Raw genomic sequence first — 25,874 nt, 5'->3', positions numbered from 1 at the left:
CCGAAAGGGTGAGACATGAGGCTGACGATTCTGGGCGGCGGCGGGTTCCGGGTGCCGCTCGTGTACGGCGCGCTGCTGGCTGACCGGGGCGAGGGGCGGGTGACCGAGGTCGTCCTGCACGATGTGGACGCCGGGCGGCTGGACGCGGTGACGCGGGTGCTGGCCGAGCAGGCGGACGGGGTGCCGGACGCGCCCGTCGTGCGGGCGACCACCGAGCTGGACGACGCGCTGCGCGGGGCCGACTTCGTGTTCTCCGCGATCCGGGTCGGGGGGCTGCGGGGGCGGGCCGAGGACGAGCGGGTGGCGCTGGCCGAGGGGGTGCTCGGGCAGGAGACGGTGGGCGCGGGGGGTATCGCGTACGGGCTGCGGACCGTGCCCGTCGCCGTCGACATCGCCCGGCGGGTGGCCCGGCTCGCGCCCGACGCCTGGGTCATCAACTTCACCAACCCGGCCGGCCTGGTCACCGAGGCCATGTCCCGGTACCTCGGCGACCGGGTCATCGGCATCTGCGACTCCCCCGTCGGCCTCGGCCGCCGCGTCGCCCGCGCCCTCGGCGCCGACCCGCGCGAGGCGTTCGTCGACTACGTCGGCCTCAACCACCTCGGCTGGGTACGCGGCCTGCGCATCGCCGGACGCGACGAACTGCCGCGTCTGCTGTCCGACGTGGACCGGCTCGGCTCCTTCGAGGAGGGACGGCTGTTCGGCCCCGAGTGGCTGCGCTCCCTCGGCGCGATCCCCAACGAGTACCTGCACTACTACTACTTCAACCGCGAGACCGTACGCGCCTACCAGGAGGCCGAGCAGACCCGCGGCGCCTTCCTGCGCGACCAGCAGTCCCGGTTCTACACCGACGCGCTGCGCCCCGGCGGGTCCGCGCTGCGGGCCTGGGAGGACACCCGGGCCGAGCGTGAGGCGACGTACATGGCGGAGAACCGGGAGAGCGCCGGGGCCGGGGAGCGTGAGGAGGAGGACCTGTCGGGCGGCTACGAGCAAGTGGCGCTCGCGCTGATGCGGGCCATCGCCCGAGACGAGCGCACCACCCTGATCCTCAACGTCCGCAACCGCTCCACGCTCGCCGCGCTGGACGCGGACGCGGTGATCGAGGTGCCCTGCCTGGTCGGCGCGGACGGCGCGCACCCGCTGGCCACGGACCCCCTGCCCGCCCACGCGACCGGCCTGGTCTGTGCGGTCAAGGCGGTCGAGCGGGAGGTGCTGGCCGCCGCCGGGTCGGGATCGCGGGAGACGGCTGTGAAGGCGTTCGCGCTGCATCCGCTGGTCGACTCGGTCAACGTGGCCCGGCGGCTGGTCGACGGTTACACCGCCGCCCACCCGGAGCTGGCGTATCTGAAGTGAACACGGGTGGGGGGCCGCTCCGCCGAGCGGCCCCCCACGCGGGTCGTGCGAGGCTCAGCCGGTGAAGCCGGCCGTGATCGAGGTGAACTGCCAGTTGCTCTGGCTGATACCGGAGCAGTTGCTCACCACGCCCCCGCCGGGGCAGGGCCGGTCCCGGTTGACCGCCCAGTAGGCGAGCCGGGCGATGTGGTGCGAGTTGGACCAGTCACGGATCTTCGTCCAGATCTCCGGCGTGGTGTTCTCCTGCTGGTCGGAGAGGCCGTTCATCCCGGAGATGCCGATGTGGGAGTACGCGGTGGCGTCGTCCCAGCCGAAGGTCGACTTCAGCTTGGCCTTCAGACCCTCGGCCGCGTTCACCGTGTTGCCGTACATGTCCGAGCCGCCGCCGAAGTCGAACGGCATGATCGTGAACACGTCGATGTCGGCGCCGATCGACTTGGCCTGCTCGATGAGCCGGTTGCCGTAGTAGGTCGGGCCGGTGGTCGTGGTGCCGAAGGTGACGATGGTCTTCAGACCCGGGTTGTTCGCCTTGACCGTCTTCAGCGCGGTGAGGATCTTCGCCTGCACGGCCTCGTTCTCGAACTCGTCCGTGTTCTCGATGTCCATGTCGATCGATTTCAGCGAGTAGGCGTCGATCACCTTCTGGATCGCGCCCGCCAGCGCGCTCGCCGAGGAGCAGTTGGCGCCGAGCTTGCTGCCCTGCCAGCCGCCGAACGACGGCACGATGTCACCGCCCGCCGAGCGGATCTGGTTGATCGCGGTCTGGTCCACTCCGCCGGTCAGCGGCCGGCTGCCGTCCCAGGAGGGGTTGCAGCCGCCGGAGTCCAGCACGAACGCCATGGTGAACCACTTCACCCCGGTCGCGTTCATCACCGTCGCCGGATTCGGCGGGTCGCCCCAGCCCTCGTACAGGTACGGCGCGGCCTGCTTGAAGGTGGTGCCGCCGCCCGAGCCCGCGTTCGTCGTCACCGAGACCGAGTTGGAGGCGCCGGAGGTGTTCCCGGCCGCGTCCCGCGCCTTCACCGTGAAGGTGTACGCGGTGCTCGGCGAGAGCCCGCTGACCGTGGCCGTCGTCCCGGAGACGCTGAGCACCTGGTTGGAGCCGCTGTAGATGTCGTACGCGGTGACGCCCACGTTGTCGGTGGCCGCGTTCCACTTCAGCGAGACGCTCGAGGAGGTCTTGCCGGTCGAGGTGAGGCCGCTCGGCGTACTGGGTGCCTGGGTGTCACCACCGCCCCCGCCACCCGGCCCGTCCAGGCTGATGTCGTCGGCCTGGTAGGAGCCCTGCGCGTACCAGCCGTGCACGTACACGGTCGCGCTGGTCTGCGAGGCGCCGGTGGTGAAGGAGACGCTGAGCTGGCTGTACGCGGAGGGGGAGGAGGTCCAGGTGGAGGCGCCGCCGTCCACCCCGAGGTAGACGTACGAGCCGCGGACCCAGCCGGTGAGGGTGTACGCGGTGTTCGGCTTCACGGCGACGGTCTGCGCGCACTGCGCGGTGTCGCTCGAACTCACCGCGCCCTGGAGCGCCTTGGAGCCGCCGTGCACGGGGGAGGAGACGACCGAGCCGAGGTTGCCGGAACAGGTCCACGGGGACAGGCCGCCGGACTCGAAGCCGGGGTTGGTGAGCACGTTGGCCGCCTCGGCGGTGCCCGGCAGGGCGACGGCCCCGCCGAGTGCCAGGGCGGCGGTGCCGAGCAGGGCGAGAAGCCGGCGTCTGGGACGCCCGAGAAGGTGTCGCACGCGATCTCCCTGATGGTATGGGGGCGTTCGGGAGTGCACCGGGGTGCGGGAAGTGCGGAACGAGCCTGCGGAGAGTGCGCCCCCCAAAGTGGTATGGACCAATCCAGCTGTCAAGGGACAGCACGGGATTGGTCCATACCGGGATGGTGACGGGGTGCTACAGCGGCAGCGCGGCTCCTGCCGCGGCCGAAGCGGCGAGCGGTGCCGCGGGCGCGGGCAGGCACACCTCTGCCTCCTCGGGCTCCTGCTCGGTGAGGGTCGACGGGCCCAGCGGGCGCGGCCCGGAGACCACCGCGTAGTCCTGGCCCAGGAACGGCGGCTCGACCGTGCCGGGGTCCTCACCCAACGCCAACTGCACGGCGGCCCACGGGGCGTTGACCCCGCACAGCGAGAGCTGGTGCAGGCCGCCGGCGGCACGGGTGTTGACGTCGAGCAGCACCGGCCGGTCGCCCAGCATGCGGAACTGGATGTTGGACAGGTAGTGCAGCCCGAAGCCCTCCGCGATCAGCCGGGCCGGGGCGAGCCAGCGCTCGTCCAGGGTGAAGCCGCGACGCCGGCCGTTCTTGGTGCGGCCCACCATCAGCCGGACCCGGTTGTCCGGGCCGGTCAGGCAGTCCACCGACACCTCCGGCTGCTCCAGCCTCGGCATCACCAGCAGGTCCACCGGCTCCTCGGCCTCCCGCAGCGCCGACACGGCCAGGTCGAGCTGCACGTACGGGCTGGGGAAGCCGCTCAGGTGCGCCAGCGAGAAGGGCGAGCGGGTGATCATCCGGAAGCCGACCCCGCCCGCCCCGGAGGCGGGCTTGAAGCACGCCCGGTGCCCGGCCGCCTCCAACTCCTCTACGGCCGAGACGAGTTCGTCCGCCGTGCGGACCCGGAACCACGGCGGCACCGGCACGCCCACCGAACGGACCACCTCGTACGCGGTCACCTTGTCCTCGAACACCGCCACCGCCTCCGGCGTCGGCGCCAGCAGGGCCGTACCCGCCGCGGCGAAGTCGGCGCGGTGCGCCACGATCGCCGCCTGGTGCAGCCGGGGCACGAAGACATCGATGCCACGCCGGGCGCACTGGTCGAGCGCGTACTCGACGTACCCGGCGGGGGACAGTCCCTCCGGCTCCAGCGCGGCGGTGTCGGCGGCGGCCAGTACCGGGGAGTCCGGGTCAGCGTGCGTCGCGTGGATCTCCACGGCGCGGTCGCTCGGGTTTCTCCGGAGCTGATCCATGAAGAACACGTTCTCCGCGTACGTGCGGTTGAGCCATACGCGTACGCGAGAGACCATGCGGGCCGCCTTTCGGGGGTTTTCGGGCAGGACTCAGCGGTCCGCGCCCGGACAGGAGGAAGGAAGGGTCACCAAACCGCCCTAAGAAAAGGGGTGTTGGGCAGCGAGTGATGGGGCGATCATACGGCCTGCGCGGAGTGGTTCGTGCAACGCGCGTGTTACGGATTCACCGGGCGCGTCGGCCCCGGAAGAGGGCCGCTCTTGCCCGTGCCCCGGCGATGTGCTGTCGTGGTGCCGCGCCGCACTGTCGTGGGAGGTCGGGTACCCGGTGATCGAGGAGCTGCTGCCGGACACGGTGGTCGCCGTGGAGTCGTACGGCGTCCCCGACGACGACCCGGACACCGCGCTCTTCCCCGAGGAACGGGCACTCGTGGACCGCGCGGTCGCCAAGCGGCGCCTGGAATTCACCTCGGCCCGGGTCTGTGCCCGGCGTGCGATGGAGAAGCTCGGCCGGGCGCCGGCCCCCGTGCCGACCGGCGAGCGCGGCGCACCCGTCTGGCCGGACGGGCTGCTCGGCAGCATGACGCACTGCGACGGCTACCGGTGTGCGGCCCTGGCCCGCGCGGGTGACCTCGCCTCGCTCGGCATCGACGCCGAGACGCACGAACCGCTGCCCGAGGGCGTCCTCGACTCCGTCTCCCTGCCCGCCGAACGGGACCGGCAGCGGACGCTGGCCGCCGCCCGCCCCGGTGTGCACTTCGACCGGCTGCTGTTCAGCGCCAAGGAGTCCGTGTACAAGGCGTGGTTCCCGCTGACCCGCGCCTGGCTGGACTTCTCCGAGGCCGACATCGAACTGGTCCCCACGCACGACGACCGGGGCACCTTCCGCGCCCGGCTCCTCGTGCCGGGCCCCCTGGTGGACGGTGCCCGTCTGACCCGCTTCGACGGCCACTGGATCACCGGCGACGGACTGGTCCTGACGGCGGTGACCGTACCTGCCCCCTGATCCGGGGCTATGGGCACCAGGCGCGCAGCAGCTCGAAGAACTCGTCCTCGTTCCCCGCCAGCCCGGCACCCGCCAGCGCCCGTTCGGCCTCCGCCAGCACGGCCGGCGGCACCATGGCCGGAGCCGCGTCCGGCGGCCCGTCCAGCGTGGCCCGCACGGTGTGCAGCAGCCGGAGGTACGCCTGGACGGCGGTGCGCTCACGGTCGGTCAGTACGGCGGTCGGCATCGGTCGGCTCCCCGGTCGGCGGCACGGTTCACGCACGCTGGCGCCGCGCACCGCCCCTCGCGGCACGCAGGGTTCCAGCTTGCCGCCCACCACTGACAACGCGTCGGCTGCGGCCCGCCCGGGGTCGCCCGTACGGCTCAGGGGTGCCGTCGGGATCGGCCGGCCGAGCCTCAGCCCTGCGGCCCCGGATACCCCAGCGACGTACCGATCCGCCCGGCCACGTCGTCCCGGCGGACCGGGCCGCTCAGCGACGAACCCCGCATCCGGGTACGGCACTTGCTGGCCAGCAGCAGGCCGAAGGTCTCCGCTTCCCGCTCCTCGTCCTGGTCGAACCGGGTGCGCGCGGCGACCCGCTGCACGGCCGCCCGCAGCGCGTCCCGGTCGGTGTCGTCCGTCAGCAGCCGGGTGGCCACGCCGATCCCGAGACCGTCGATCCGGTGGGCGGCGTGGTCGGTCTGCATGTGCCACAGCTCGTGGCCGAGGATCACCAACTGGTGGTCGGGCGCGGTGCGTTCCTCCACCACGACCAGATCGCGGTCGCTCATGTCCAGCCACAGCCCGCTGGCCGTGCCGGGCGGGAAGACCGACGTACGGAAGTGCACCGGGCGACCGCGCCTGCGGCTCATCGCCGAGCACAGTGAGCGGTACAGCTCCTCGGGCGGCACCGGCGCGGGCCGCCGGTCCAACTGCCCGACCAGTTCGGCGCACAGCCGCCGCATGCCCTTGGCGATGCTCGGGGACCCCATGCCGTTCACGACTCCGGCTGCCGGACGCTCTCCAGCAGCATGTCCAGCCACTCCGCGACCTTGTCGCGGTGCTGATCGGTGGGGAGCTGGGCGGCCCGCCAGGCGATCCCGCGCACCCCGTGGTCCTGGAGCAGCCGCTCCAGCGGGTCCTGCGCCGTCCCGGAGGCGGCCCGCTCCCGGTCCGCCAGCTTCTGGAGCAGCTCCTGCTCGATGTGCTGGAGGACGCCCGCGAGCGCCTCGGGGTCCTCCGCCGTGAGGAACCCGGCGTGCACGTGGAAGAACCGCTGGAGCGCGTCGCAGTGCTCCATCGTGGGGCGCCGGTCGCCGTTGATCAGGGCGCCGGCCTGCTGCCGGGACATGCCCGCGCCGTCCGCGATCTCCTGCTGGGTGTATCTGCGCCCGCCGGGCTTGAGCCGGGTGCGGCGCAGCAGGTCAAGGCGTTGCAGGAAGCGGGCCTGCACGTCCGGTTCACCGGCCGGGCGGCCGGTGAGCAGCGCCTTGACCACCGGTTCCGGGACCCCGCTGCCGACCGAGAGCCGGGCGGTGTCGAAGACCTCGGGGTGCGGGACGCCGAGCCGGTCGGCGAGCGCGGTGACGCGGGCGACGACGGCCGGAAGCTGAGCGGTCGCCGTGGCGCCCGGATTCTCGTAGCCATCCGTCACCGACAGAACTCCTACGTCTCTCAAGGGCCGCGCGAGATCGGGCGCGCTTGTCACCCCCGGCCGCCGTGAACATCCCGGAGAGTAGCCCGTGGTTCGAACTCGCATCCAGGTCTCGCCACAACTGTGGCGAATTTCAGCCGTCAACAGGCATGAAATGCCACGATAGTTGACACGGCTCTCGTCGGAGCAGCAGGATCGCAGCGCCGCGAGCAGGCGGCCGAGGCAAGAGGGGTGACCACCCGATGGCACATCAGGCGGGCGGGCGGCGGCCGGTATCCCGGTCCGTCCCCGAGAGCTGTGAGGCGCGGGAGTATCTGGACGACTACGCCGCCGTGGTGGAGGCCGCCCCGTTCCCCTCGCTCGTCGTGGACCACCGCTGGAACGTCATTCTGGCCAACGACGCCTTCGCCGCCCTCTTCGGGGAGGTCCGGCACCACCCCACCGCTATGCCCGGCGACAACTTCCTGCGCTTCGTCCTCTTCCACCCCGACGCGGGCCGGGTGCTCGGCGAGCACGAGCCGGGCTGGTGCCTGCCGATGCTGGCCCAGCTCAAGGCCGCGATGGAGGGGTACGGCCACGACCACGAACTCCAGGCGATACGCCGGGACGTGGCCCACGACCCGATCATGGAGGCCGCCTACCGGCAGGGGTTGCCTTACTGGATACACGCGGTCGGCGAGAGCGCGGCCCGGTTCGACGGCGCCGTGCGTCTGCTGCACCACCCGGACCCGCGCCGGGGCACCGCCGAGTGCCGGGTCGTGGACGAGACCCCGCCCTTCCTGCGCGACCTGGGCCACCGGCGCCTGACGATGATCCCCCGGCAGCCGTCCGCCTCCGGCCGGCGCGCCCACCTGATGGTCGTCCCCACCCCATAGACCCGACCCGGCCCCGTCGGTGTTCAGGTCATCGACGGCGCCGGGTCATCCGCACCCGCGACCTTGTTACGCAAGCTGTTTGCGTAACTTGCGCTACCCTTGCGCGCATGACGCGACGACTTGCGGAAGTGGCGAAGAAGGTCGGGGTCAGCGAGGCCACGGTCAGCCGGGTGCTCAACGGCAAGCCCGGAGTCTCCGACGCCACCCGGCAGTCGGTCCTCACCGCCCTGGACGTACTGGGCTACGAGCGCCCCACCCAGTTGCGCGGGGAGCGGGCCCGGCTGGTCGGCCTCGTCCTGCCGGAACTCCAGAACCCGATCTTCCCGGCGTTCGCCGAGGTCATCGGCGGTGCGCTCGCCCAGCTCGGGCTGACCCCGGTGCTGTGCACCCAGACCAAGGGCGGCGTCTCGGAGGCCGACTACGTCGAACTCCTCCTCCAGCAGCAGGTCTCCGGCGTCGTCTTCGCCGGCGGCCTGTACGCGCAGGCCGACGCCCCGCACGACCACTACCGCCGCCTCGCGGACCGCAGCATCCCGGTCGTGCTGGTCAACGCGGCCATAGAGCACCTCGGCTTCCCCGCCGTCTCCTGCGACGACACGGTCGCCGTCGAGCAGGCGTGGCGCCACCTCGCCTCCCTCGGCCACGAGCGCATCGGCCTGGTCCTCGGCCCCGGCGACCACGTGCCCTCCGCCCGCAAGCTCGCCGCCGCCCGGGCCCTCGCGGACGGCCTGCCGGACGCCCATGTGGCCCGTGCCATCTTCTCCATCGAGGGCGGCCACGCCGCCGCCTCCCGGCTCATCGACCGGGGCGTCACCGGCATCATCTGCGCCAGCGACCCCCTCGCCCTCGGCGCGGTAAGGGCCGCCCGGCGCAAGGGACTCGACGTGCCGGGCCAGATCTCCGTGGTCGGCTACGACGACTCGGCGTTCATGAACTGCACCGAGCCCCCGCTCACCACCGTCCGCCAGCCCATCGAGGCCATGGGCCGGGCCGCCGTGGAACTGCTGAACGCGCAGATCGGCGGCACCGCCGTCCCCGCCGAGGAGCTGCTGTTCGAGCCCGAGCTGGTGGTCCGGGGCTCCACCGCGCAAGCGCCGCGCGACTGAGCGCGCCGGGGAACCGGTCGGCTGTCAAATAATTACAGATTCTGCGCGACATCTTGCGGCCCGGTGTCGTCGGTGCTTGAGTGTGCGGCGCCCACCGCTCCTGCCTTGAGGGGTCCACCGATGAGAAGCACCGGGTTCCGCCGCACCGTCGCCGCGATCGGCGTCTGTTCCTCCCTCGCCCTCACCGCAGCAGCCTGCGGCTCGGACGACGACAGCTCGGCGGGCGGCAAGACCCGCATCACCGTCAACTGCGAGCCGCCCAAGAGCGCCAAGGTCGACCGCCGGTTCTTCGCAGAGGACATCGCCTCCTTCGAGAAGACCCACCCGGACATCGATGTGGTCGCCCACGACGCCTTCCCCTGCCAGGACCCCAAGACCTTCGACGCCAAGCTCGCCGGCGGCCAGATGGAGGACGTGTTCTACACCTACTTCACCGATGCCCGGCATGTGGTCGACATCCACCAGGCCGCCGACCTCACCCCGTACGTCAAGGAACTCAGGAGCTACGACAGCATCCAGAAGCAGCTCCGGGACATCTACACCGTCGACGGCAAGGTCTACGGCATCCCGCGCACCGGCTACTCCATGGGGCTGATCTACAACCGCGCCCTCTTCAAGAAGGCCGGCCTCGACCCCGACAAGCCCCCGGCCACCTGGGACGAGGTCCGTGCCGCCGCCAAGAAGATCGCCGGACTCGGCAACGGCACCGTCGGATACGCCGACTACAGCGCCCAGAACCAGGGCGGCTGGCACTTCACCGCCGAGCTGTACTCCCAGGGCGGTGACGTCGTCAGCGCCGACGGCAAGAAGGCCACCGTGGACACCCCCGAGGGCCACGCCGTGCTGGAGAACCTGCACGACATGCGCTGGGCGGACGACTCCATGGGCAGCAAGCAGCTCCTCGTCATCAACGACGCCCAGCAGATGATGGGTTCGGGCAAGCTCGGCATGTACCTCTCGGCGCCGGACAACATCCCGATCCTGGTGAAGGAGAAGGGCGGCTCGTACAAGGACCTCGCGCTCGCCCCCATGCCCGGTGGCAAGGGCACGCTCATCGGCGGCGACGGCTACATGTTCAACAAGAAGGCCAGCCCCGCCCAGATCCGCGCCGGCCTCAAGTGGCTCGACCACATGTTCCTCACCCCCGGAGGCGGCTTCCTCGGCGACTACGCCCGCGCCAAGAAGAACGACGCCCCGGTCGGCCTGCCCGAGCCGCGCCTGTTCACCGGCGCCGCCGACGCCAAGGACCAGCAGGTCAAGAAGGCCAACGCCAATGTCCCGGTGGAGAACTACCAGTCGTTCCTGGACGGCAACCAGAGTCTGGACATGAAGATCGAGCCGCCGCACGCCCAGCAGATCTACTCGGTGCTCGACGGGGTCGTCTCCGCCGTCCTCACCAAGAAGGACGCGGACGCCGACCAGCTCCTCAAGGAGGCCAACGGCAAGATCGACAGCATCCTGGCGCGGGGCTGACCGCCATGACCAAGACGGCCGAGCGGCTCCCCGCGGCCGCCGCCCCCCTGGCCCCGCCCCCGTCCCCGGCGGGCGGCGGCCGGGGCCGCCGGGCCTTCACCGACCAGGTCCGCGCCTACGGCTTCCTCCTCGGCGGCCTGATCTGCTTCGCCCTGTTCTCCTGGTACCCGGCCATCCGCGCCGTCGTCATCGCCTTCCAGCGCTACACCCCCGGCTCCGCGCCCGAGTGGGTCGGCACCGCCAACTTCCGCCGGGTCCTGCACGATCCGGAGTTCGGCGCGGCCTGGCGCAACACCCTCACCTTCACGGTGCTCGCCCTCCTCGTCGGCTTCGCCGTCCCCTTCGTGCTCGCCCTGGTGCTCAACGAACTCCGGCACGCGAAGGCGTTCTTCCGGGTCGTGGTCTACCTCCCGGTGATGATCCCGCCGGTGGTCAGCGCCCTGCTGTGGAAGTGGTTCTACGACCCCGGTGCCGGCCTCGCCAACGAGACGCTGCGCGCCCTGCACCTGCCCACCTCGAACTGGTCCAACGGCACCGACACCGCGCTGATCTCCCTGGTGATCGTGGCGACCTGGGCCAACCTCGGCGGCACCGTCCTCATCTACCTCGCCGCCCTCCAGTCCATCCCCGGCGAGCTGTACGAGGCCGCCGAACTCGACGGAGCCAACCTGCTCCAGCGCATCCGGCACGTCACGATCCCGCAGACCCGGTTCGTGATCCTGATGCTGATGCTCCTCCAGATCATCGCCACCATGCAGGTGTTCACCGAGCCTTTCGTGATCACCGGGGGCGGCCCGGAGAGCGCGACCGTGACCGTGCTCTACCTGATCTACAAGTACGCCTTCCTCTACAACGACTTCGGCGGGGCATGCGCCCTCAGCGTCATGCTGCTGGTGCTGCTCGGCGCCTTCTCCGCCCTCTACCTCCGGCTCACCGGCAGCGAGGGGGACGCATGAGCACCCGTACCGAGGGGGACGCATGAGCACCCGTACCCTCATCTCCCCGGCCACCCTCGCCCGTCCGCGCGGAAAGGCCCTGTACTGGACGGTGTTCGGGGCCGTCGTCGTCCTCTTCGCGCTCGCCTTCCTGTTCCCGGTGTACTGGATGGCGTCCGGCGCGATGAAGTCCCCCGACGAGATCGCCCGCACCCCACCCACCCTCGTCCCCGAGCACTGGCACCTGGACGGCTACACCGACGCCTGGGACCTGATGCAGCTCCCGCAGCACCTGTGGAACACGGTGGTGCAGGCGGCCGGTGCCTGGGTGTTCCAGCTCGTGTTCTGCACGGCCGCCGCCTACGCCCTGTCCAAGCTGAAGCCCGCCTTCGGCAACGTGGTCCTCGGCGGCATCCTCGCCACCCTGATGGTCCCGGCGCAGGCCCTCGTCGTACCGAAGTACCTGACCGCGGCCGACCTGCCGCTGATCCACACCAGCCTGCTCAACGACCCGCTCGGCATCTGGCTGCCGGCCGTCGCCAACGCCTTCAACCTGTACCTGCTCAAGCGGTTCTTCGACCAGTTGCCCCGCGATGTGCTGGAGGCCGCCGAGATCGACGGCGCGGGGAAGCTGCGCACCCTGTGGTCGGTGGTGCTGCCCATGTCCCGGCCGGTGCTCGGCGTGGTCTCCATCTTCGCGCTGGTCGCCGTCTGGCAGGACTTCCTCTGGCCGCTGATGGTCTTCTCCGACACCGACAAGCAGCCGATCAGTGTGGCCCTCGTCCAGTTGTCGCAGAACATCCAGCTCACCGTGCTCGTTGCGGCCATGGTGATCGCCAGCATCCCCATGGTGGCGCTCTTCCTCGTGTTCCAGCGGCACATCATCGCCGGGATCAGCGCGGGCAGCACCAAGGGCTGACCCGGCCCCCTCGACAGACTCGACAGAAAGGGCACGCACCGTGGCACAGCCCACCCATGCCCGCAGGCAGGCCGACTGGTGGCGCTCGGCCGTCATCTACCAGGTGTACGTGCGCAGCTTCGCCGACGGCGACGGCGACGGCACCGGAGACCTCGCCGGCGTCCGCGCCCGGCTGCCCTACCTCGCCGAACTCGGCGTGGACGCCCTGTGGTTCAACCCCTGGTACCTGTCCCCGATGAAGGACGGCGGCTACGACGTCGCCGACTACCGCACCGTCGACCCCGCCTTCGGCACCCTCGCGGAGGCCGAGAAGCTCATCGCCGAGGCACGTGAGCTGGGCATCCGCACCATCGTCGACATCGTGCCCAACCACGTCTCCGACCAGCACCCCTGGTTCCGGGCCGCGCTCGCCGCCGGGCCCGGCAGCCCCGAGCGCGAACTGTTCCACTTCCGCCCCGGACGCGGGGCGCACGGTGAACTCCCGCCCAACGACTGGCCGTCGCAGTTCGTCGGCTCCACCGAACCGGTGTGGACCCGGCTGCCGGACGGCGACTGGTACCTGCACCTGTTCACTCCCGAGCAGCCCGACCTCAACTGGGCCCACCCGGCCGTCCGGCGCGAGCACGAGGACATCCTGCGCTTCTGGTTCGAGCGCGGTGTCGCGGGCGTCCGAATCGACTCCGCCGCCCTGCTCGCCAAGGACCCCGATCTGCCCGACCTCGCCGGGGCCCCCGACCCGCACCCCTTCGTCGACCGCGACGAACTCCACGTGATCTACCGCGCCTGGCGCGCGGTCGCCGACGAGTACGACGGGGTGTTCGTCGGCGAGGTCTGGCTCCCCGACGCCGAGCGCTTCGCCCGCTACCTGCGCCCCGACGAACTGCACACCGCCTTCAACTTCGCTTTTCTGTCCTGCCCTTGGGACGCGGACCGGTTGCGCGCCGCCATCGACTCCACGCTCGCCGAGCACGCACCCGTGGGCGCCCCCGCCACCTGGGTGCTGTGCAACCACGACATCACCCGCACCGTCACCCGCTACGGCCGCGCCGACACCGGCTTCGACTTCGCCGCCAAGGCGTTCGGCACCCCCACCGACCTCGCGCTCGGCACCCGCCGCGCCCGTGCCGCCGCCCTGCTCTCCCTCGCCCTGCCCGGCTCGGTCTACCTGTACCAGGGGGAGGAGCTTGGCCTGCCCGAGGCGGACATCCCGGTGGACCGGATCGAGGACCCGATGCACCACCGCTCGGGCGGCGCCGACCCCGGCCGCGACGGCTGCCGGGTCCCGCTGCCCTGGACCGCCGACGCCCCCTGGGCCGGGTTCGGCTCGCGCGAGGAGCCCTGGCTGCCGCAGCCGGCGGGCTGGGCGGCGTACGCGGTCGACCGGCAGGAGCGCGATCCGCACTCCATGCTCACCCTGTACCGCGAGGCCCTCGCCGCCCGTCCCGCGTTCGGCGACGGCCCGCTGAGCTGGCTCCCCGCCCCCGAAGGCGCCCTCGCCTTCGCGCGCGCCGACGGCGCCGTGTGCGTGGTGAACCTCGCCGCCGCACCCGCCGACCTGCCTGCGCACTCCGAACTCCTGCTCAGCAGCGGCCCCTTGGACGAGGCGGGCCGACTGCCGCAGGACACGGCGGTCTGGCTGCGCGCCTGAGCCGCCCCACCCCCGCACCACCTGCTATCCCCGGCACCCCCACCCTGAAGGGATCAGCACATGAACAGCAGCACAGCCAGACACGTGAGGTGCCTGCCCGCCGTAGGGGCCGTCGTCGCCCTCGCCGCGGGCATGACGGTCGCCCTCGCACCGGCCGCCCAGGCCGCCGCGGGCGCCACCCTCCCCTTCACCTCCGTCGAGGCCGAGTCCGCCACCACCACCGGCACCAAGATCGGCCCCGACCACACCCAGGGCAGCCTCGCCTCCGAGGCGTCCGGACGGCAGGCCGTACGCCTCAACTCCGGGCAGCGCGTGGAGTTCACCGTGCCGCGCGCGGCCAACGCCGTGAACGTCGCCTACAGCGTCCCGGACGGCCAGTCCGGCTCGCTCGCCGTCTACGTCAACGGGACCCGGATCGCCAAGACGCTCCCGGTGACCTCCAAATACAGCTATGTCGACACCAGTTGGATCGCCGGCGCGAAGACCCACCACTTCTTCGACAACGTCCGCCTCCTGCTCGGCCAGAACGTCCAGGCGGGCGACAAGGTCGCCTTCGAGTCCACCGGCACCCAAGTCACGGTCGACGTGGCCGACTTCGAGCAGGCCGCGGCCGCCGCAACCCAGCCCGCCGGTTCGGTGTCCGTGGTCTCCAAGGGCGCCGACCCCAGCGGCGGTGGCGACTCCACCCAGGCGTTCCGCGACGCCATCGCGGCCGCGCAGGGCGGCACGGTGTGGATTCCGCCGGGCGACTACCGGATCACGTCCTCGCTCGGTGGCGTGCAGAACGTGACGCTGCGCGGCGCCGGGCACTGGTACTCGGTCGTGCACACCTCCCGCTTCATCGACCAGTCCAGCTCCTCCGGCAACGTCCACCTGCGGGACTTCGCGGTCGTCGGCGAGGTCACCGAGCGCGTCGACTCCAGCCCGGACAACTTCGTCAACGGCTCGCTCGGCCCGGGCTCCTCGGTCTCCGGCATGTGGGTCCAGCACATGAAGGTCGGCCTGTGGCTGACCGGCAACAACGACAACCTGGTCGTGGAGAACAACCGCATCCTCGACACCACCGCCGACGGCCTCAACCTCAACGGCAACGCCCGCGGGGTCCGCGTCAGCAACAACTTCCTGCGCAACCAGGGCGACGACTCCCTCGCCATGTGGTCCCTGAACGCGCCCGACTCCAACTCGAGCTTCGAGAGCAACACCATCTCGCAGCCCAACCTGGCCAACGGCATCGCCATCTACGGCGGCACCGACATCTCGGTGAAGAACAACCTGGTCTCCGACACCAACGCCCTCGGCAGCGGCATCGCCATCTCCAACCAGAAGTTCCTCGACCCCTTCTCCCCGCTGGCCGGCACCATCACGGTCGCCGGGAACACTCTGGTCCGGGCGGGCGCCCTCAACCCCAACTGGAACCACCCGATGGGCGCGCTGCGTGTCGACTCCTACGACAGCGCCATCAACGCCACGGTCGACATCACCGACACCACGATCACCGACAGCCCGTACAGCGCCTTCGAGTTCGTGTCCGGCGGCGGCCAGGGCTACCCGGTGCGCAACGTCAACGTGACCGGCGCGACGGTGAAGAACACCGGGACCGTGGTCGTCCAGGCCGAGGCGCAGGGCGCGGCCACCTTCAGGAACGTCACCGCCACCCAGGTGGGCGTCGCCGGGATCTACAACTGCCCCTACCCGGCGAACTCCGGCGCCTTCGCGCTCACCGACGGCGGCGGCAACTCCGGCTGGAACAGCACCTGGTCGGACTGTTCGACCTGGCCCCAGCCCGGCCAGGGCAACCCCGAACCGGACCCGGGCCGCAACCTGGTCAAGGGCCGCCCGGCCACCGCGACCGGCTCCCAGGACGTCTACACCCCCGGCAAGGCGGCCGACGGCGACGCCAACACCTACTGGGAGTCGGCCAACAACGCCTTCCCGCAGTCCTGGACGTCCGACCTGGGTTCCGCCTACCCGGTCCGCCGCCTCGTCCTCAAGCTGCCCCCGTCCTCGGCGTGGGGTGCCCGCACCCAGACCATCGCCGTACAGGGCAGCACCGACGGCTTGAACTGGACCACCGTGTCCGCCGCCAAGGACTACCGCTTCGACCCGGCGACCGGCAACACCGTCACCGTCTCCCTCCCGAGCGGCACCAGCCTCCGCCACCTCCGCCTGACCGTCACCGGCAACACCGGCTGGCCGGCGGCCCAGTTCAGCGAGGTGGAGGCGTACCAGACCCCCTGACGAAAACTCCCGCACCGGCCCGCTCCTCGACCGGGGGAGCGGGTTCCGGTGTGCCGGGTCCGCGCCCTCCTCGCCGAAGAGCCCGAGCGGAATATCCGGTTCCCGGAACAGAATGGTCAGGTACGGTTCAAGCCACGGTAGGGTGCCCCGGTGACCACGCAATCGAACATTTCTTCAGGCTCGTACCCCGGCGCGGACGGTACGGACCCGACGCCCGGCGGGACCCTGTTCACCGAGCCCGTGCTCGTGGTGAACCAGAAGGCCAAGCTCATCGAGCTGACCAACGAGTACAAGGTCATGGACCAGAACGGCCGTGACCTCGGTGCCGTGGTCGAGGTCGGCCAGGGCGTGCTCCGCAAGATCCTGCGCTTCGTCTCGAGCTGGGACCAGTTCCTCACGCACCGGCTGGAGATCCGGGACCCCCAGGGGCAGCCGCAGTTGCTGCTCACCCGCCCGGCGAAGATCTTCAAGTCGCGGGTCCTGGTGGCCCGTCCGGACGGTTCGCAGGTCGGTGAGATCGTCCAGCAGAACATGATCGGCAAGATCAACTTCGCCATGAACGTGGACGGCCGGCAGGTCGGCGCGATCAAGGCGGAGAACTGGCGGGCCTGGAACTTCGCCATCGTGGACCACGAGGGCACCGAGATCGCCCGTATCACCAAGACCTGGGAAGGTCTGGCCAAGACGCTGTTCACCACGGCGGACAACTACGTCCTCCAGATCCACCGCCCGCTGCCCGAGCCGCTGCGGAGCCTCGTCGTGGCGACGGCGCTCACCGTGGACACCGCGCTGAAGCAGGACTCGCGCGGCCTGGGCTGACGGGAACCCGGGTAGACATGTGAAGGGGCGGCCGGCGCGTCAAGCGCCGGCCGCCCCTTCACATCTACAGCCGCGTCAGCCGCCGTGGCCTCGACCGCCGCCGGGTCAGCCTCGGCTCCCGCGTCGCCGTGCCCGGCTCCAGTGCCAGCACCGCCGCCACCGGGTGCTCCTCGTCGTCCGGTCCCGGCGCGGGCGGAGGTACGGGGGCGGTGGCCGGGGTCGCGCGGGTCAGCAGGACCACGCCCCAGGCCGCCAGGCCCGCCCCGGCCAGGGCCAGCAGGATGCCGACGGCACCGCCGTTGAGGCCCTGGCCGAGCAGGGTCAGGCCGATGACCGAGGCGGCCAGCGGGTTGGCCAGGGTGACCACCGCGAGCGGGGCGCCGAGCCCGCCCCGGTAGGCCGTCTGCGACAGCAGCAACCCGCCCGTGGCGAACGCGGCCACCAGCACCGCGACCACGATCACCAGCGGGCTCAGCGTCGGACCGGAACCCTCGGTGGCCGCCACCGTCGCGGTCTGGGTGAGCGCGGAGGCGACACCCGAGGCGAACCCGGACGCGGTCGCGTGCCTGAGGCCCGGCCGGGCGCCGGGGCGGCTCAGGGTGCCGATCACGGCGGTGGTCGTGGCGGCGACCGCCAGCGCCGAGGGCAGGCTCAGCGCCCGCTGGGGCGCCGGACCGGAGGCCGCCATCAGCAGCCCGCCCAGCCCGAGCAGCGTCAGCGCCGTACCCCGCCACTCCAGGGCGGTCACCCGGCGTCCGGCCGCCCGCGCCCCGAGCGGCACCGCCGCGACCAGGGTGAGGGCGCCGAGCGGCTGGACCACGGTGAGCGGGCCGTACCGCAGGGCGACGACGTGCAGCAGGGCGGCGCCCGCGTTCAGGCCGACCGCCGACCACCAGGCGCCGGTGCTCAGCATCCGCAGCAGGCCCGCGCCCATGTTCCGGGAGGCGAGTCGCTCCTGCGCGACGGCCGCCGAGGCGTAGGCGACGGCCGATATCAGGGAGAGGCCGATGGCGACCAGCAGCGCGCCGCTCATCGGGCCGGTCCCGCGAGCGCGGTGTCCTGCGGGAGGAGCCGGAGCCGGGCGGTGCCCGCGTTCCCCGGTCCCGCCGTGCGGTGCGGGGAGGGGATCAGGGCCAGCGCGGTGACCAGCAGAGCCGTCGCCACGATCGAGTCCAGCCAGTAGTGGTTCGCCGTGCCCACGATCACCGCCAGGGTGACCAGCGGGTGCAGCAGCCACAGCCAGCGCCAGCGGGACCGGGTCGCGGCGATCAGGCCGACGGCCACCATCAGCGCCCAGCCGAAGTGCAGCGAGGGCATCGCGGCGAACTGGTTGGAGAGGTGGTCGCGGGCGGGCGGCCCGTACACCGAGGGCCCGTATATCCGGGCCGTGTCCAGCAGGCCGGTGCCGTTCAGCATCCTCGGCGGGGCGAGCGGGAAGGTGAACGTCAGCACCAGCGCCGCGCTCGTCACCAGCGCAAGGACCCGGCGGGCCCAGACGTAGTGGGCGGGGCGGCGCAGATACAGCCAGATCAGGAAGGCGACGGTGGCCGGGAAGTGCACGGTGGCGTAGTAGGTGTTCGCCAGGTGGACCAGGGCGTCGCCGTGCAGCAGCGCCGACTGGACGTCCGTCTCGGCGGGCAGATGGACGGCGCGCTCCAGGTGCCAGACCCGGTGGGCGTCGCGGAAGGCGTCCGAGGTGTGGCCGTCGGCGAGCTGCCGTCCGAGCTTGTAGACCAAGAAGAGTCCCGCGACGAGCAGGAACTCCCGCAGAAGTGGTGGCCGGACCGTTGAGTCCGGTTCCGCTCCGGCGGGCTCGGATCGGGCGTTCATCCCCCGGCCCCCTTCACTGACGGTGGTGCGTGCTGGGTCCGGACGGCTTCCGAACTCAGCGATACGTTTCCGTACCGATACGCCAGTGTACCGATACGGTCGAGTACCGGTACACTGGCGTATCGGTACAGTGCGACACACTGGGATCAGGCAGCACACGCCGGGGACGAGTGAGGGGAAGCCAGGTATGACGTCGCAGGCCGCGGACGAACCGGAGACGGTCGTCGCCTCGCGCCGCTCCAAGCTCACGCCCGAGCGTGAGCAGGAGTTCTTCGACGCCGTCCTCGACCAGATCCGCCACTGCGGCTACGAGGCCGTCACCATGGAGGGCATCGCCGCCAGCACCCGGTGCAGCAAGTCCACGCTCTACCGGCAGTGGAAGACCAAGCCCCAGTTCGTCGCCGCCGCCCTGCGCGCCAGCCGCAAGGTGCGGTTCGCCGGGATCGACACCGGCTCGCTCACCGAGGACCTGCGGCAGGCGGCGCGGGCCGTGGGGGACTGGTCGGGCAAGGACACCCGGCTGCTCCAGTCGCTGGGGCACGCCGTCACCGACGACCGGGAACTGGCCGAGGCGCTGCGCGAGGCGCTGGTCCACCCGGAGATCGCCGCGCTCCAGGAGATGCTGGAGCGGGGCGTGGCGCGGGGCGAGGTCCCGGCGGGCCACCCCGCGCTGGAGTACGTACCGGCGATGATGTTCGGCGTCCTGCGCGTGCGCCCCGTGCTGTGCGGGCAGTATGCCGACGCCGACTACCTGGCCGGGTTCGTGGAGGCCGTCGTGCTTCCCGCGCTCGGCCTGACGAGGAATCCGGCCGAGTAGGCCGGTACAGACCCCAGGCCGCCGTTCACGGGATGACTGAACGGTGACCTGGACGCGCCGCACCGTGGGGACGGGGGCGGCGCACGCCCAGGCCGGGCGGGGTTCCCCTTGAGCGGAGGGGGATTCCGCCCGGCCCGGACTTTTTCCGCGGCCGGGCTCAGACGTCCTGGCCGGAGCCTCCGCCGGACGACACCTTGATCCCCTTGAGGATCTCGTCCATCACACCCGTGGACTGCCCCACGTCCAGTCCGAAGCGCACCACCAGCATGCGGCTCGGATCGGCGGGTGAGGGGAAGGCGGCCGACTCCACATAGCCGTCCGCGCCCTTGCGGGTGACCGCCTTCCAGCGCACCAGATAGCCCTTCTGTCCGGCCACCGTCATCGCCCGCGACGCCAGTACCTGGTGCGAGGTGATGCCGCCGTAGGACTTCCCGCCGTACGACTCCTCGGCGTTGGCCGCGACATCGGCCTTGGCGACCGCCTCGGCCGTCTCGCCGCGCGTGCCCAGCGCGCGGGCCGGCGCCGAGTACGCGCCGCCCGCCGTGCAGTTCTTGGAGGTGTCGCCGGGACACTTGTAGGACTTGTCCGAGGTCACCTGCGCGCCGATGGCGAACGCCTGGCCGGTCCAGCCCTCGGGCACCGGCATGCTGATCCCGTTGACCGGGTCCGGCAGGGTGCCGCCGCCGCGCACCTCGGGCGCGGCCGTCCGGCCGGGGGACGGTGACTTCCGCGGGTCGCCCGGCCCTTCCTGGCGACGTTCCTGCCCCTGCCGGGGGCTCGAGTCGGCGCGGTCGCCCCCGCCGGGGTCCTTGGCCAGCGCGTACACGCCGACCCCGATGCACGCCAGCACCGCGGCCGCCGCCGCGACGGCTATGCCGGTGCGCAGTCCGCGCCGGTTCCCGGCCGGGGGCTGCGCGGGGTACCCGGTGTAGGCGTACGGGGGATGGGCGGGCGGGGGAGCGGCCTGGGCCGTCCCGGCCGGACGGACCTCGGCCGTCCAGGCGTTGCCGTCCCACCAGCGCTCGGTGGGCGGGGCGTCGTGTGTCTGTCCGGGGTCGGGATACCAGCCGGGAGGAGTCACCTGCGTCATGGGCATACCGTATGAGGAGTCGGTGAAAGCCGGATGAGAGCATCCGCCGACGGGCCGCCCCGAAGTCCCGTGCCGATTCACAGGTTTATCCGATTTCTGGTCAATAAGTGCTCTGCCGAACCGAGTTGACGTACGCAAGGGCACAAACCGGCCGGTCGGGAGGGGTGTGCGTCAGCCAGGCCGGAACCCGGCTCACCCAGCGGGGCAACACCTGCCCGGAGCAGACGCCAATGGCCCGTCCGGGCGGCTACGCTCGTTCTTCGTACGCCGTTCGGACTACCTGTGGAGGTAACGGGATGACGGAGGAGCGGCCACAGGCGGTCGCCTCGGGCTACCTGTGGGAGCGGGAAGCGGAGATCGCCACCGTCACCGAGGCGATCGAGCTGCTGTGTGCCGACCGGTCGTCCGCCGGCAGCCTCCTCCTCTTCCGCGGCGAGGCCGGACTCGGCAAGACCGCCCTGCTCGCCGAGATACGCCGCATCGCCGAACGCCGGGGCTGCGTGGTCTGGTCGGCCCGCGCGGGCGAGACCCTGCGGTCCGTCCCGTTCCACGTCCTGCGCCAGCTCCTCCAGCCCGCGCTCGCCGCCCTCACCCCGGACGAGGCCCGCGACTATCTCGCCTCCTGGTACGACATCTCCGGCCCCGCCCTCGGCATCGTGGAGCCCGGCGAGGGCAGCCCCGACCCGAGTTACGTGTGCGACGGACTCGTGTACGCGGTCGGTCGCCTCGCCTCCCGCGCCTATCCGCTGGTCCTCCTGGTCGACGACGCCCACTGGGCCGACCTGGAGACGCTGCGCTGGCTCGCCGCCTTCGCCCAACGCCTGGCCAAGCTGCCCGTGCTCGTGGTGGTCGCCCGCAGGCCCGGCGAGGCTTACGGCGAGAGCGCCCGCCTGCTGGACGAGATCGCCGCAGCCGGCCGCCCGGTCAGCAACCTCAGCGCGCTCACCCCGCAGGCCACCGCCGGACTCACCCGCGCCACCGTCGGCCCGCAGGCCGACGACCCGTTCTGCCGCGAGGTCTGGGCCGTCACCGGCGGCAACGCCTATGACACCGTGGAACTCCTCGCCAAGGTCCGCGACCGCGAACTCCAGCCCAGCGAGGACCGCGCCGCGGAACTGCGCGACCTCAACCGCTCCGCGCGCGGCGGCGGACTCGTCAGCCGGCTGCGGGAACTCGGCGTCGGGCCCACCAAGTTCGCCTGGGCGGCCGCCATCCTCGGCACCGGCAGCCCGGTCGGCCTCGTCGCCCGGCTCGCCATGATGGACGCCGACACCGCCGCCCGCTGCGCCGAACTGCTCTGCGGCGCCCGTATCCTCGCCGAGGTTGCCCCGGACCCCACGGCGCCCCAACCGCAGGACGTAGCGGTGGAGTTCGTGCACCCGCTGATCGCCTCCGCGGTCTACGACTCCATCACGGACGCGATGCGCACCGCCATGCACGGCATCGCCGCGAACATCGTCACCGAGACCGGCCGCAGCGCCGCCGAGGCCGCCCGGCACCTGCTCAAGGTGCACCCCGAGGGCGACGCGAGCCTCGTCGAGCAACTGCGCGAGGCCGCCCGCGAACACCTTGCCGTCGGTGCCCCGGACGCCGCCTGCGCCTGCCTCGAACGCGCCCTGGCGGAACCCCCGTTGCCGGAGGTGCGGGCCCAGGTGCTCTACGAACTCGGGCGCGCCCGGCTGCTGTCGGCACCCGCGCTCACCATCGAGCACCTGCGGGACGCCCTCGCCGCGCCCGGACTCGACAGCGCCCAGCGGGTGGACGCCTCCATCCGGCTGTCCCAAGCGCTACTCCACAACGACCAGTTGGAGGAGGCCGTCCGTACCGTGGAGGCCGAGGCCGACCGGCACGAGCCGGGCCCGGTACGGATGCGGCTCCAGGCCGTGCAGTTCACCTGGGAGGCCGTGCACGGTGAGACCGTCTCCCCGGAACGCTCCCGGCGCCTGGCCGATCTCGCCGCCACCTGTGCCGGGCGCGACAACTCCGAGCGCGCCCTGCTGATCCTGCGCGGCTTCGACGCCATGACCCACGGCGAGAACGCCGAGCAGGTGGTCGAACTGTGCGACCGCGCCCTGGTCAACGGCCGCCTCGCACCCGGCCTCGGCTGGACCGACGACGAGTGGGGCGTCGAGCTGCTGATGATGCTCGGCAGCGCCTACGCCCACACCGACCGGCTCGACCGCGCCGAGAGCCTCTTCTCCGAGGCCCTGCGCGCCTACACCCGCGCCGGCTGGCACGGCGGCCACCTCTCCCTGGCCAACGCCTACCTCGGCCTCGCCTATCGCAGGCAGGGCAAGCTCCAGGACGCCGAGGGCGCGCTGCGCGAGGCGCTCCGGCTGGCCGAGCGGGTCGGCCGGGGCCTGCCGCTGTACTGGTCGGCGACCTGCGGCCTGGTCGACACCCTGCTCGCCCGCGGCCATGTCGCCCAGGCGTGGACCGTCGCCGAGCAGTACGGCTTCGCCCCGCCCTACCCGTCCACCATCGTGCTGCCCGACATCCGCTCCGTGCGCGGACGGCTGCTGCTCGCCGTGGGCCGCACCGAGGAGGGCATCAACGAACTGGAGGCCGCCGAGAAGGCCGCCGCCTCCCGGGGCGGCCACAACCCGGTGCTCGCGCCCTGGGCCGTCGACCTGGCCCGCGCCCTCGCCCCGCAGGACCCGGAACGGGCCCGCGCGCTCCTCACCGACGCCCGCCGCCAGGCCGAGCGGTTCGGCACCGACACCGCCATAGGAGAGGCCCTGCGCTGCGCCGCGGCGCTGGAGACCGGCCCGCGCGCGGAACGCCTCGCCGCCAAGGCCGTCGCCTATCTGGAGGCGTCGCCCTGCCAGTACGAGCACGCCGCCGCCCGCGTCGAACACGGCATCCTCGCCCGCTCCCGGGCCGAACTCACCCGCGGTCTCGACCTGGCCCAGGCGTGCGGCGCCGACGGACTCGTGGCCCGCGCGAGCGGAGCGCTGGAGCACCTGGGCGGCTGAAACCCCGCTCACCCCCCGGGCGCGCCGCCCAGGATCTCCGCCAGGTCGTAGCGCACCGGCTCCTCCAACTGGGCGAACGTACAGCTCTCGGGGGTGCGGTCCGGGCGCCAGCGGCGGAAGCGGGCGGTGTGCCGGAAGCGGCGGCCGTTCTCCATGTGGTCGTACGCCACCTCAGCGACCCGCTCCGGTCGCAGCGGCACCCAGGACAGGTCCTTCTTGCCCGACCAGCGGCTCGGCGCCCCCGGCAGCCGGGCCGTCTCGTGCGCCGCCTCCTCCGCCCAGCGCGCCCACGGATGCCCGCTCACGTCGTCCATCCGCAGCGGCTCAAGCTCCTCCACCAGCTCCGCGCGCCGCTTCATCGTGAACGCGGCGGCCACCCCCACGTGCTGGAGCGCGCCCTCGTCGTCGTACAGCCCGAGCAGCAGCGAGCCCACCACCGGGCCGCTCTTGTGCAGGCGGTACCCGGCGACCACCACGTCCGCCGTCCGCTCGTGCTTGACCTTGAACATGGCCCGCTCGTCCTGGAGGTACGGCACCGTCAGCGGCTTGGCGACCACCCCGTCCAGACCGGCGCCCTCGTACTGCTCGAACCAGCGGCGCGCCTCGTCGACGTCCGTCGTCGCGGGCGCCAGATGGACCGGCGGGGTCACCCCGGCCAGCGCCCGGTCCAGCAGTGCCCGCCGGTCGGTCAGCGGCACGTCCAGCAGGGCGTGGTCGTCCAGCGCCAGCAGGTCGAAGGCGACGAAGGACGCCGGGGTCCGCTCGGCCAGCGTCCGTACCCGCGAGTCCGCCGGATGGATGCGCTCGGTCAGGGCGTCGAAGTCCAGATGCCCGTCCCGCGCGATCACGATCTCGCCGTCCACCACGCACCGCGTCGGCAGCCGCTCCTTCAGCGCCGCCACCAGCTCGGGGAAGTACCGGGTCAGCGGCTTGCCCGTGCGGCTGCCCAGCTCGACCTCGTCGCCGTCGCGGAACACGATCGCCCGGAAGCCGTCCCACTTCGCCTCGTAGTGCATGCCCGGCGGGATCTTCGCCACCGCCTTGGCGAGCATCGGCTTCACGGGTGGCATCACCGGCAGGTCCATACGCCGATTCTGCGCGCCCCCACCCGCCGCCGCCCGGTGTGCGGGCCGCGCGGGGTACGCCTACGGTGGCCGCATGGGCGATGCGGTGGAACTTCAGGTGGGCGGCCGGACCGTACGGCTGACCCACCCGGAGCGGGTGTTCTTCCCCGCGCACGGTTACACCAAGCTGGACATCGCCCAGTACTACGCGGCGGTCGGCCCCGGAGTGCTGCGCGCCCTGCGCGACCGCCCCACCACCCTCCAGCGCTACCCGGAGGGCCTGGAGGGGGAGTGGTTCTACCAGAAGCGCGCCCCGAAGAGCATGCCGTCCTGGATTCCCACCGCCCACATCACCTTCCCCAGCGGCCGCAGCGCCGACGAGATGTGCCCCACCGAGGAGGCGGCCGCGGTGTGGGCCGCCCAGTACGGCACGCTCACCTTCCACCCCTGGCCGGTCCGCCGCGACGACGTCGACCACCCGGACGAACTCCGCCTCGACCTCGACCCGCAGCCCGGCACCGGCTACGAGGACGCGGTCCGCGCAGCCTTCGAACTCCGGGCCGTCCTGGAGGAGTTCGGCGGCCTGCGTGGCTGGCCCAAGACCTCCGGCGGCCGCGGCCTGCACGTCTTCGTGCCCATCGAGCCGCGCTGGACCTTCACCCAGGTGCGGCGCGCGGCCATCGCCGTGGGCCGGGAGCTGGCCCGCCGGATGCCGGAGCACGTGACGGTGAAGTGGTGGAAGGAGGAACGCGGCGAGCGCATCTTCCTTGATTACAATCAGACCGCCCGCGACCGCACCATCGCGTCCGCCTACTCCGTCCGCCCGCTGCCCGACGCCACCGTCTCCGCGCCGCTGCGCTGGGACGAGGTCGCCGACGCCCGGCCGCGCGACTTCGACATCGTCACCATGCCCCGCCGGTTCGCCGAACTCGGCGATGTGCACGCCGACATGGACGACCACCGGTACTCCCTCGACGGCCTGCTGGACCTGGCCCGCCGCGACGAGGCCGAGTACGGCCTGGGCGACCTGCCGTATCCGCCGGAGTACCCGAAGATGCCCGGCGAACCCAAGCGGGTGCAGCCGAGCCGGGCCCGCAAGGACCAGGCACCGTCCTGAGCCCCTGGGGGCG

At 72.1% G+C, this 25,874-nt stretch carries 22 protein-coding genes; 13 read left to right on the top strand and 9 right to left on the bottom strand.

Annotated features, from left to right (window positions below):
• Positions 1–15: 15 nt before the first annotated feature.
• Positions 16–1,353: a 6-phospho-beta-glucosidase gene (locus OG448_RS05080; RefSeq protein ID WP_405551720.1), complete on the top strand. Its 1,338-nt coding sequence runs from the start codon at positions 16–18 to the stop codon at positions 1,351–1,353.
• A gap of 54 nt (positions 1,354–1,407) precedes the next feature.
• On the opposite strand, the gene OG448_RS05075 is transcribed toward OG448_RS05080, so the two are convergent.
• Positions 1,408–3,093: a carbohydrate binding domain-containing protein gene (locus OG448_RS05075; RefSeq protein WP_405551719.1), complete on the bottom strand. Its 1,686-nt coding sequence runs from the start codon at positions 3,091–3,093 to the stop codon at positions 1,408–1,410.
• A gap of 157 nt (positions 3,094–3,250) precedes the next feature.
• Positions 3,251–4,375 carry an ATP-grasp domain-containing protein gene (locus OG448_RS05070; protein ID WP_405551718.1) on the bottom strand — a complete coding sequence of 375 codons (1,125 nt, stop codon included), beginning with the start codon at positions 4,373–4,375 and terminating at the stop codon, positions 3,251–3,253.
• Between the two features lie 268 nt (positions 4,376–4,643).
• Here OG448_RS05070 and OG448_RS05065 point away from each other — a divergent pair, with 268 nt between their 5' ends.
• Positions 4,644–5,321, top strand: a complete 678-nt coding sequence (locus tag OG448_RS05065) for a 4'-phosphopantetheinyl transferase (protein ID WP_405551717.1) — start codon at positions 4,644–4,646, stop codon at positions 5,319–5,321.
• A 7-nt stretch (positions 5,322–5,328) separates the two neighbouring features.
• On the opposite strand, the gene OG448_RS05060 is transcribed toward OG448_RS05065, so the two are convergent.
• The 3 genes from OG448_RS05060 to OG448_RS05050 all read right to left on the bottom strand — a co-directional run bounded on the left by OG448_RS05060 (position 5,329) and on the right by OG448_RS05050 (position 6,955).
• Positions 5,329–5,547 carry a hypothetical protein gene (locus tag OG448_RS05060; RefSeq protein ID WP_131589704.1) on the bottom strand — a complete coding sequence of 73 codons (219 nt, stop codon included), beginning with the start codon at positions 5,545–5,547 and terminating at the stop codon, positions 5,329–5,331.
• Between the two features lie 170 nt (positions 5,548–5,717).
• Positions 5,718–6,266 carry a toxin-antitoxin system, toxin component gene (locus OG448_RS05055; RefSeq protein WP_405558694.1) on the bottom strand — a complete coding sequence of 183 codons (549 nt, stop codon included), beginning with the start codon at positions 6,264–6,266 and terminating at the stop codon, positions 5,718–5,720.
• A gap of 32 nt (positions 6,267–6,298) precedes the next feature.
• Positions 6,299–6,955: a helix-turn-helix domain-containing protein gene (locus tag OG448_RS05050; protein ID WP_405551716.1), complete on the bottom strand. Its 657-nt coding sequence runs from the start codon at positions 6,953–6,955 to the stop codon at positions 6,299–6,301.
• A gap of 242 nt (positions 6,956–7,197) precedes the next feature.
• Between OG448_RS05050 and OG448_RS05045 the strand changes: the two genes are divergently transcribed.
• The 8 genes from OG448_RS05045 (at position 7,198) to OG448_RS05010 (ending at position 16,968) form a co-directional block, all read left to right on the top strand.
• A complete protein-coding gene (locus OG448_RS05045; RefSeq protein ID WP_405551715.1) occupies positions 7,198–7,830 on the top strand; it encodes a PAS domain-containing protein in 633 nt (210 codons plus the stop codon).
• 107 nt (positions 7,831–7,937) lie between these two features.
• Positions 7,938–8,936, top strand: coding sequence for a substrate-binding domain-containing protein (locus tag OG448_RS05040; RefSeq protein ID WP_391293235.1), 999 nt, complete (start codon positions 7,938–7,940; stop codon positions 8,934–8,936).
• Between the two features lie 120 nt (positions 8,937–9,056).
• Positions 9,057–10,409 (top strand): ABC transporter substrate-binding protein, encoded by a 1,353-nt coding sequence (locus OG448_RS05035; RefSeq protein ID WP_405551714.1) that lies wholly within the window; start codon positions 9,057–9,059, stop codon positions 10,407–10,409.
• 5 nt (positions 10,410–10,414) lie between these two features.
• Positions 10,415–11,365, top strand: a complete 951-nt coding sequence (locus tag OG448_RS05030) for a carbohydrate ABC transporter permease (protein WP_405551713.1) — start codon at positions 10,415–10,417, stop codon at positions 11,363–11,365.
• A gap of 22 nt (positions 11,366–11,387) precedes the next feature.
• A complete protein-coding gene (locus tag OG448_RS05025) occupies positions 11,388–12,263 on the top strand; it encodes a carbohydrate ABC transporter permease (RefSeq protein WP_405551712.1) in 876 nt (291 codons plus the stop codon).
• Positions 12,264–12,303: 40 nt separating this feature from the next.
• Positions 12,304–13,911 carry a glycoside hydrolase family 13 protein gene (locus OG448_RS05020; protein WP_405551711.1) on the top strand — a complete coding sequence of 536 codons (1,608 nt, stop codon included), beginning with the start codon at positions 12,304–12,306 and terminating at the stop codon, positions 13,909–13,911.
• Positions 13,912–13,971: 60 nt separating this feature from the next.
• Positions 13,972–16,149, top strand: coding sequence for a discoidin domain-containing protein (locus OG448_RS05015; protein ID WP_405551710.1), 2,178 nt, complete (start codon positions 13,972–13,974; stop codon positions 16,147–16,149).
• Positions 16,150–16,317: 168 nt separating this feature from the next.
• Entirely contained in the window at positions 16,318–16,968 is a 651-nt protein-coding gene (locus tag OG448_RS05010) for an LURP-one-related/scramblase family protein (RefSeq protein ID WP_405558692.1), read from the top strand.
• 64 nt (positions 16,969–17,032) lie between these two features.
• Here OG448_RS05010 and OG448_RS05005 read toward each other — a convergent pair whose 3' ends face one another.
• Together OG448_RS05005 and OG448_RS05000 are read right to left on the bottom strand one after the other, a co-directional pair.
• Complete coding sequence (locus OG448_RS05005) at positions 17,033–18,001, bottom strand: hypothetical protein (RefSeq protein ID WP_405551709.1); 969 nt, start codon at positions 17,999–18,001, stop codon at positions 17,033–17,035.
• Entirely contained in the window at positions 17,998–18,798 is an 801-nt protein-coding gene (locus OG448_RS05000; RefSeq protein ID WP_405551708.1) for a phosphatase PAP2 family protein, read from the bottom strand. The genes OG448_RS05005 and OG448_RS05000 overlap by 4 nt, the downstream gene beginning before the upstream one ends.
• Positions 18,799–18,985: 187 nt before the next feature.
• Here OG448_RS05000 and OG448_RS04995 point away from each other — a divergent pair, with 187 nt between their 5' ends.
• Entirely contained in the window at positions 18,986–19,615 is a 630-nt protein-coding gene (locus OG448_RS04995) for a TetR/AcrR family transcriptional regulator C-terminal ligand-binding domain-containing protein (RefSeq protein WP_405551707.1), read from the top strand.
• 157 nt (positions 19,616–19,772) lie between these two features.
• Here the strand turns inward: OG448_RS04995 and OG448_RS04990 are convergent, their stop codons facing one another.
• Positions 19,773–20,705, bottom strand: a complete 933-nt coding sequence (locus OG448_RS04990) for a DUF2510 domain-containing protein (RefSeq protein ID WP_405551706.1) — start codon at positions 20,703–20,705, stop codon at positions 19,773–19,775.
• A gap of 296 nt (positions 20,706–21,001) precedes the next feature.
• Between OG448_RS04990 and OG448_RS04985 the strand changes: the two genes are divergently transcribed.
• On the top strand, positions 21,002–23,680 hold the full coding sequence (locus OG448_RS04985; protein ID WP_405551705.1) for an ATP-binding protein: 2,679 nt from the start codon (positions 21,002–21,004) through the stop codon (positions 23,678–23,680).
• 8 nt (positions 23,681–23,688) lie between these two features.
• On the opposite strand, the gene OG448_RS04980 is transcribed toward OG448_RS04985, so the two are convergent.
• Positions 23,689–24,765, bottom strand: coding sequence for an ATP-dependent DNA ligase (locus tag OG448_RS04980; RefSeq protein WP_405551704.1), 1,077 nt, complete (start codon positions 24,763–24,765; stop codon positions 23,689–23,691).
• A gap of 73 nt (positions 24,766–24,838) precedes the next feature.
• Here OG448_RS04980 and ligD point away from each other — a divergent pair, with 73 nt between their 5' ends.
• Positions 24,839–25,861 (top strand): non-homologous end-joining DNA ligase, encoded by a 1,023-nt coding sequence (gene ligD, locus OG448_RS04975; protein WP_405551703.1) that lies wholly within the window; start codon positions 24,839–24,841, stop codon positions 25,859–25,861.
• Positions 25,862–25,874: the final 13 nt, after the last annotated feature.

The organism is Streptomyces sp. NBC_01171, from assembly GCF_045039805.1.
In the GTDB taxonomy this organism is placed as follows: domain Bacteria; phylum Actinomycetota; class Actinomycetes; order Streptomycetales; family Streptomycetaceae; genus Streptomyces.
Note: the sequence above shows the minus strand (reverse complement) of the source record. Positions and strands in the feature narration are given on the sequence as shown.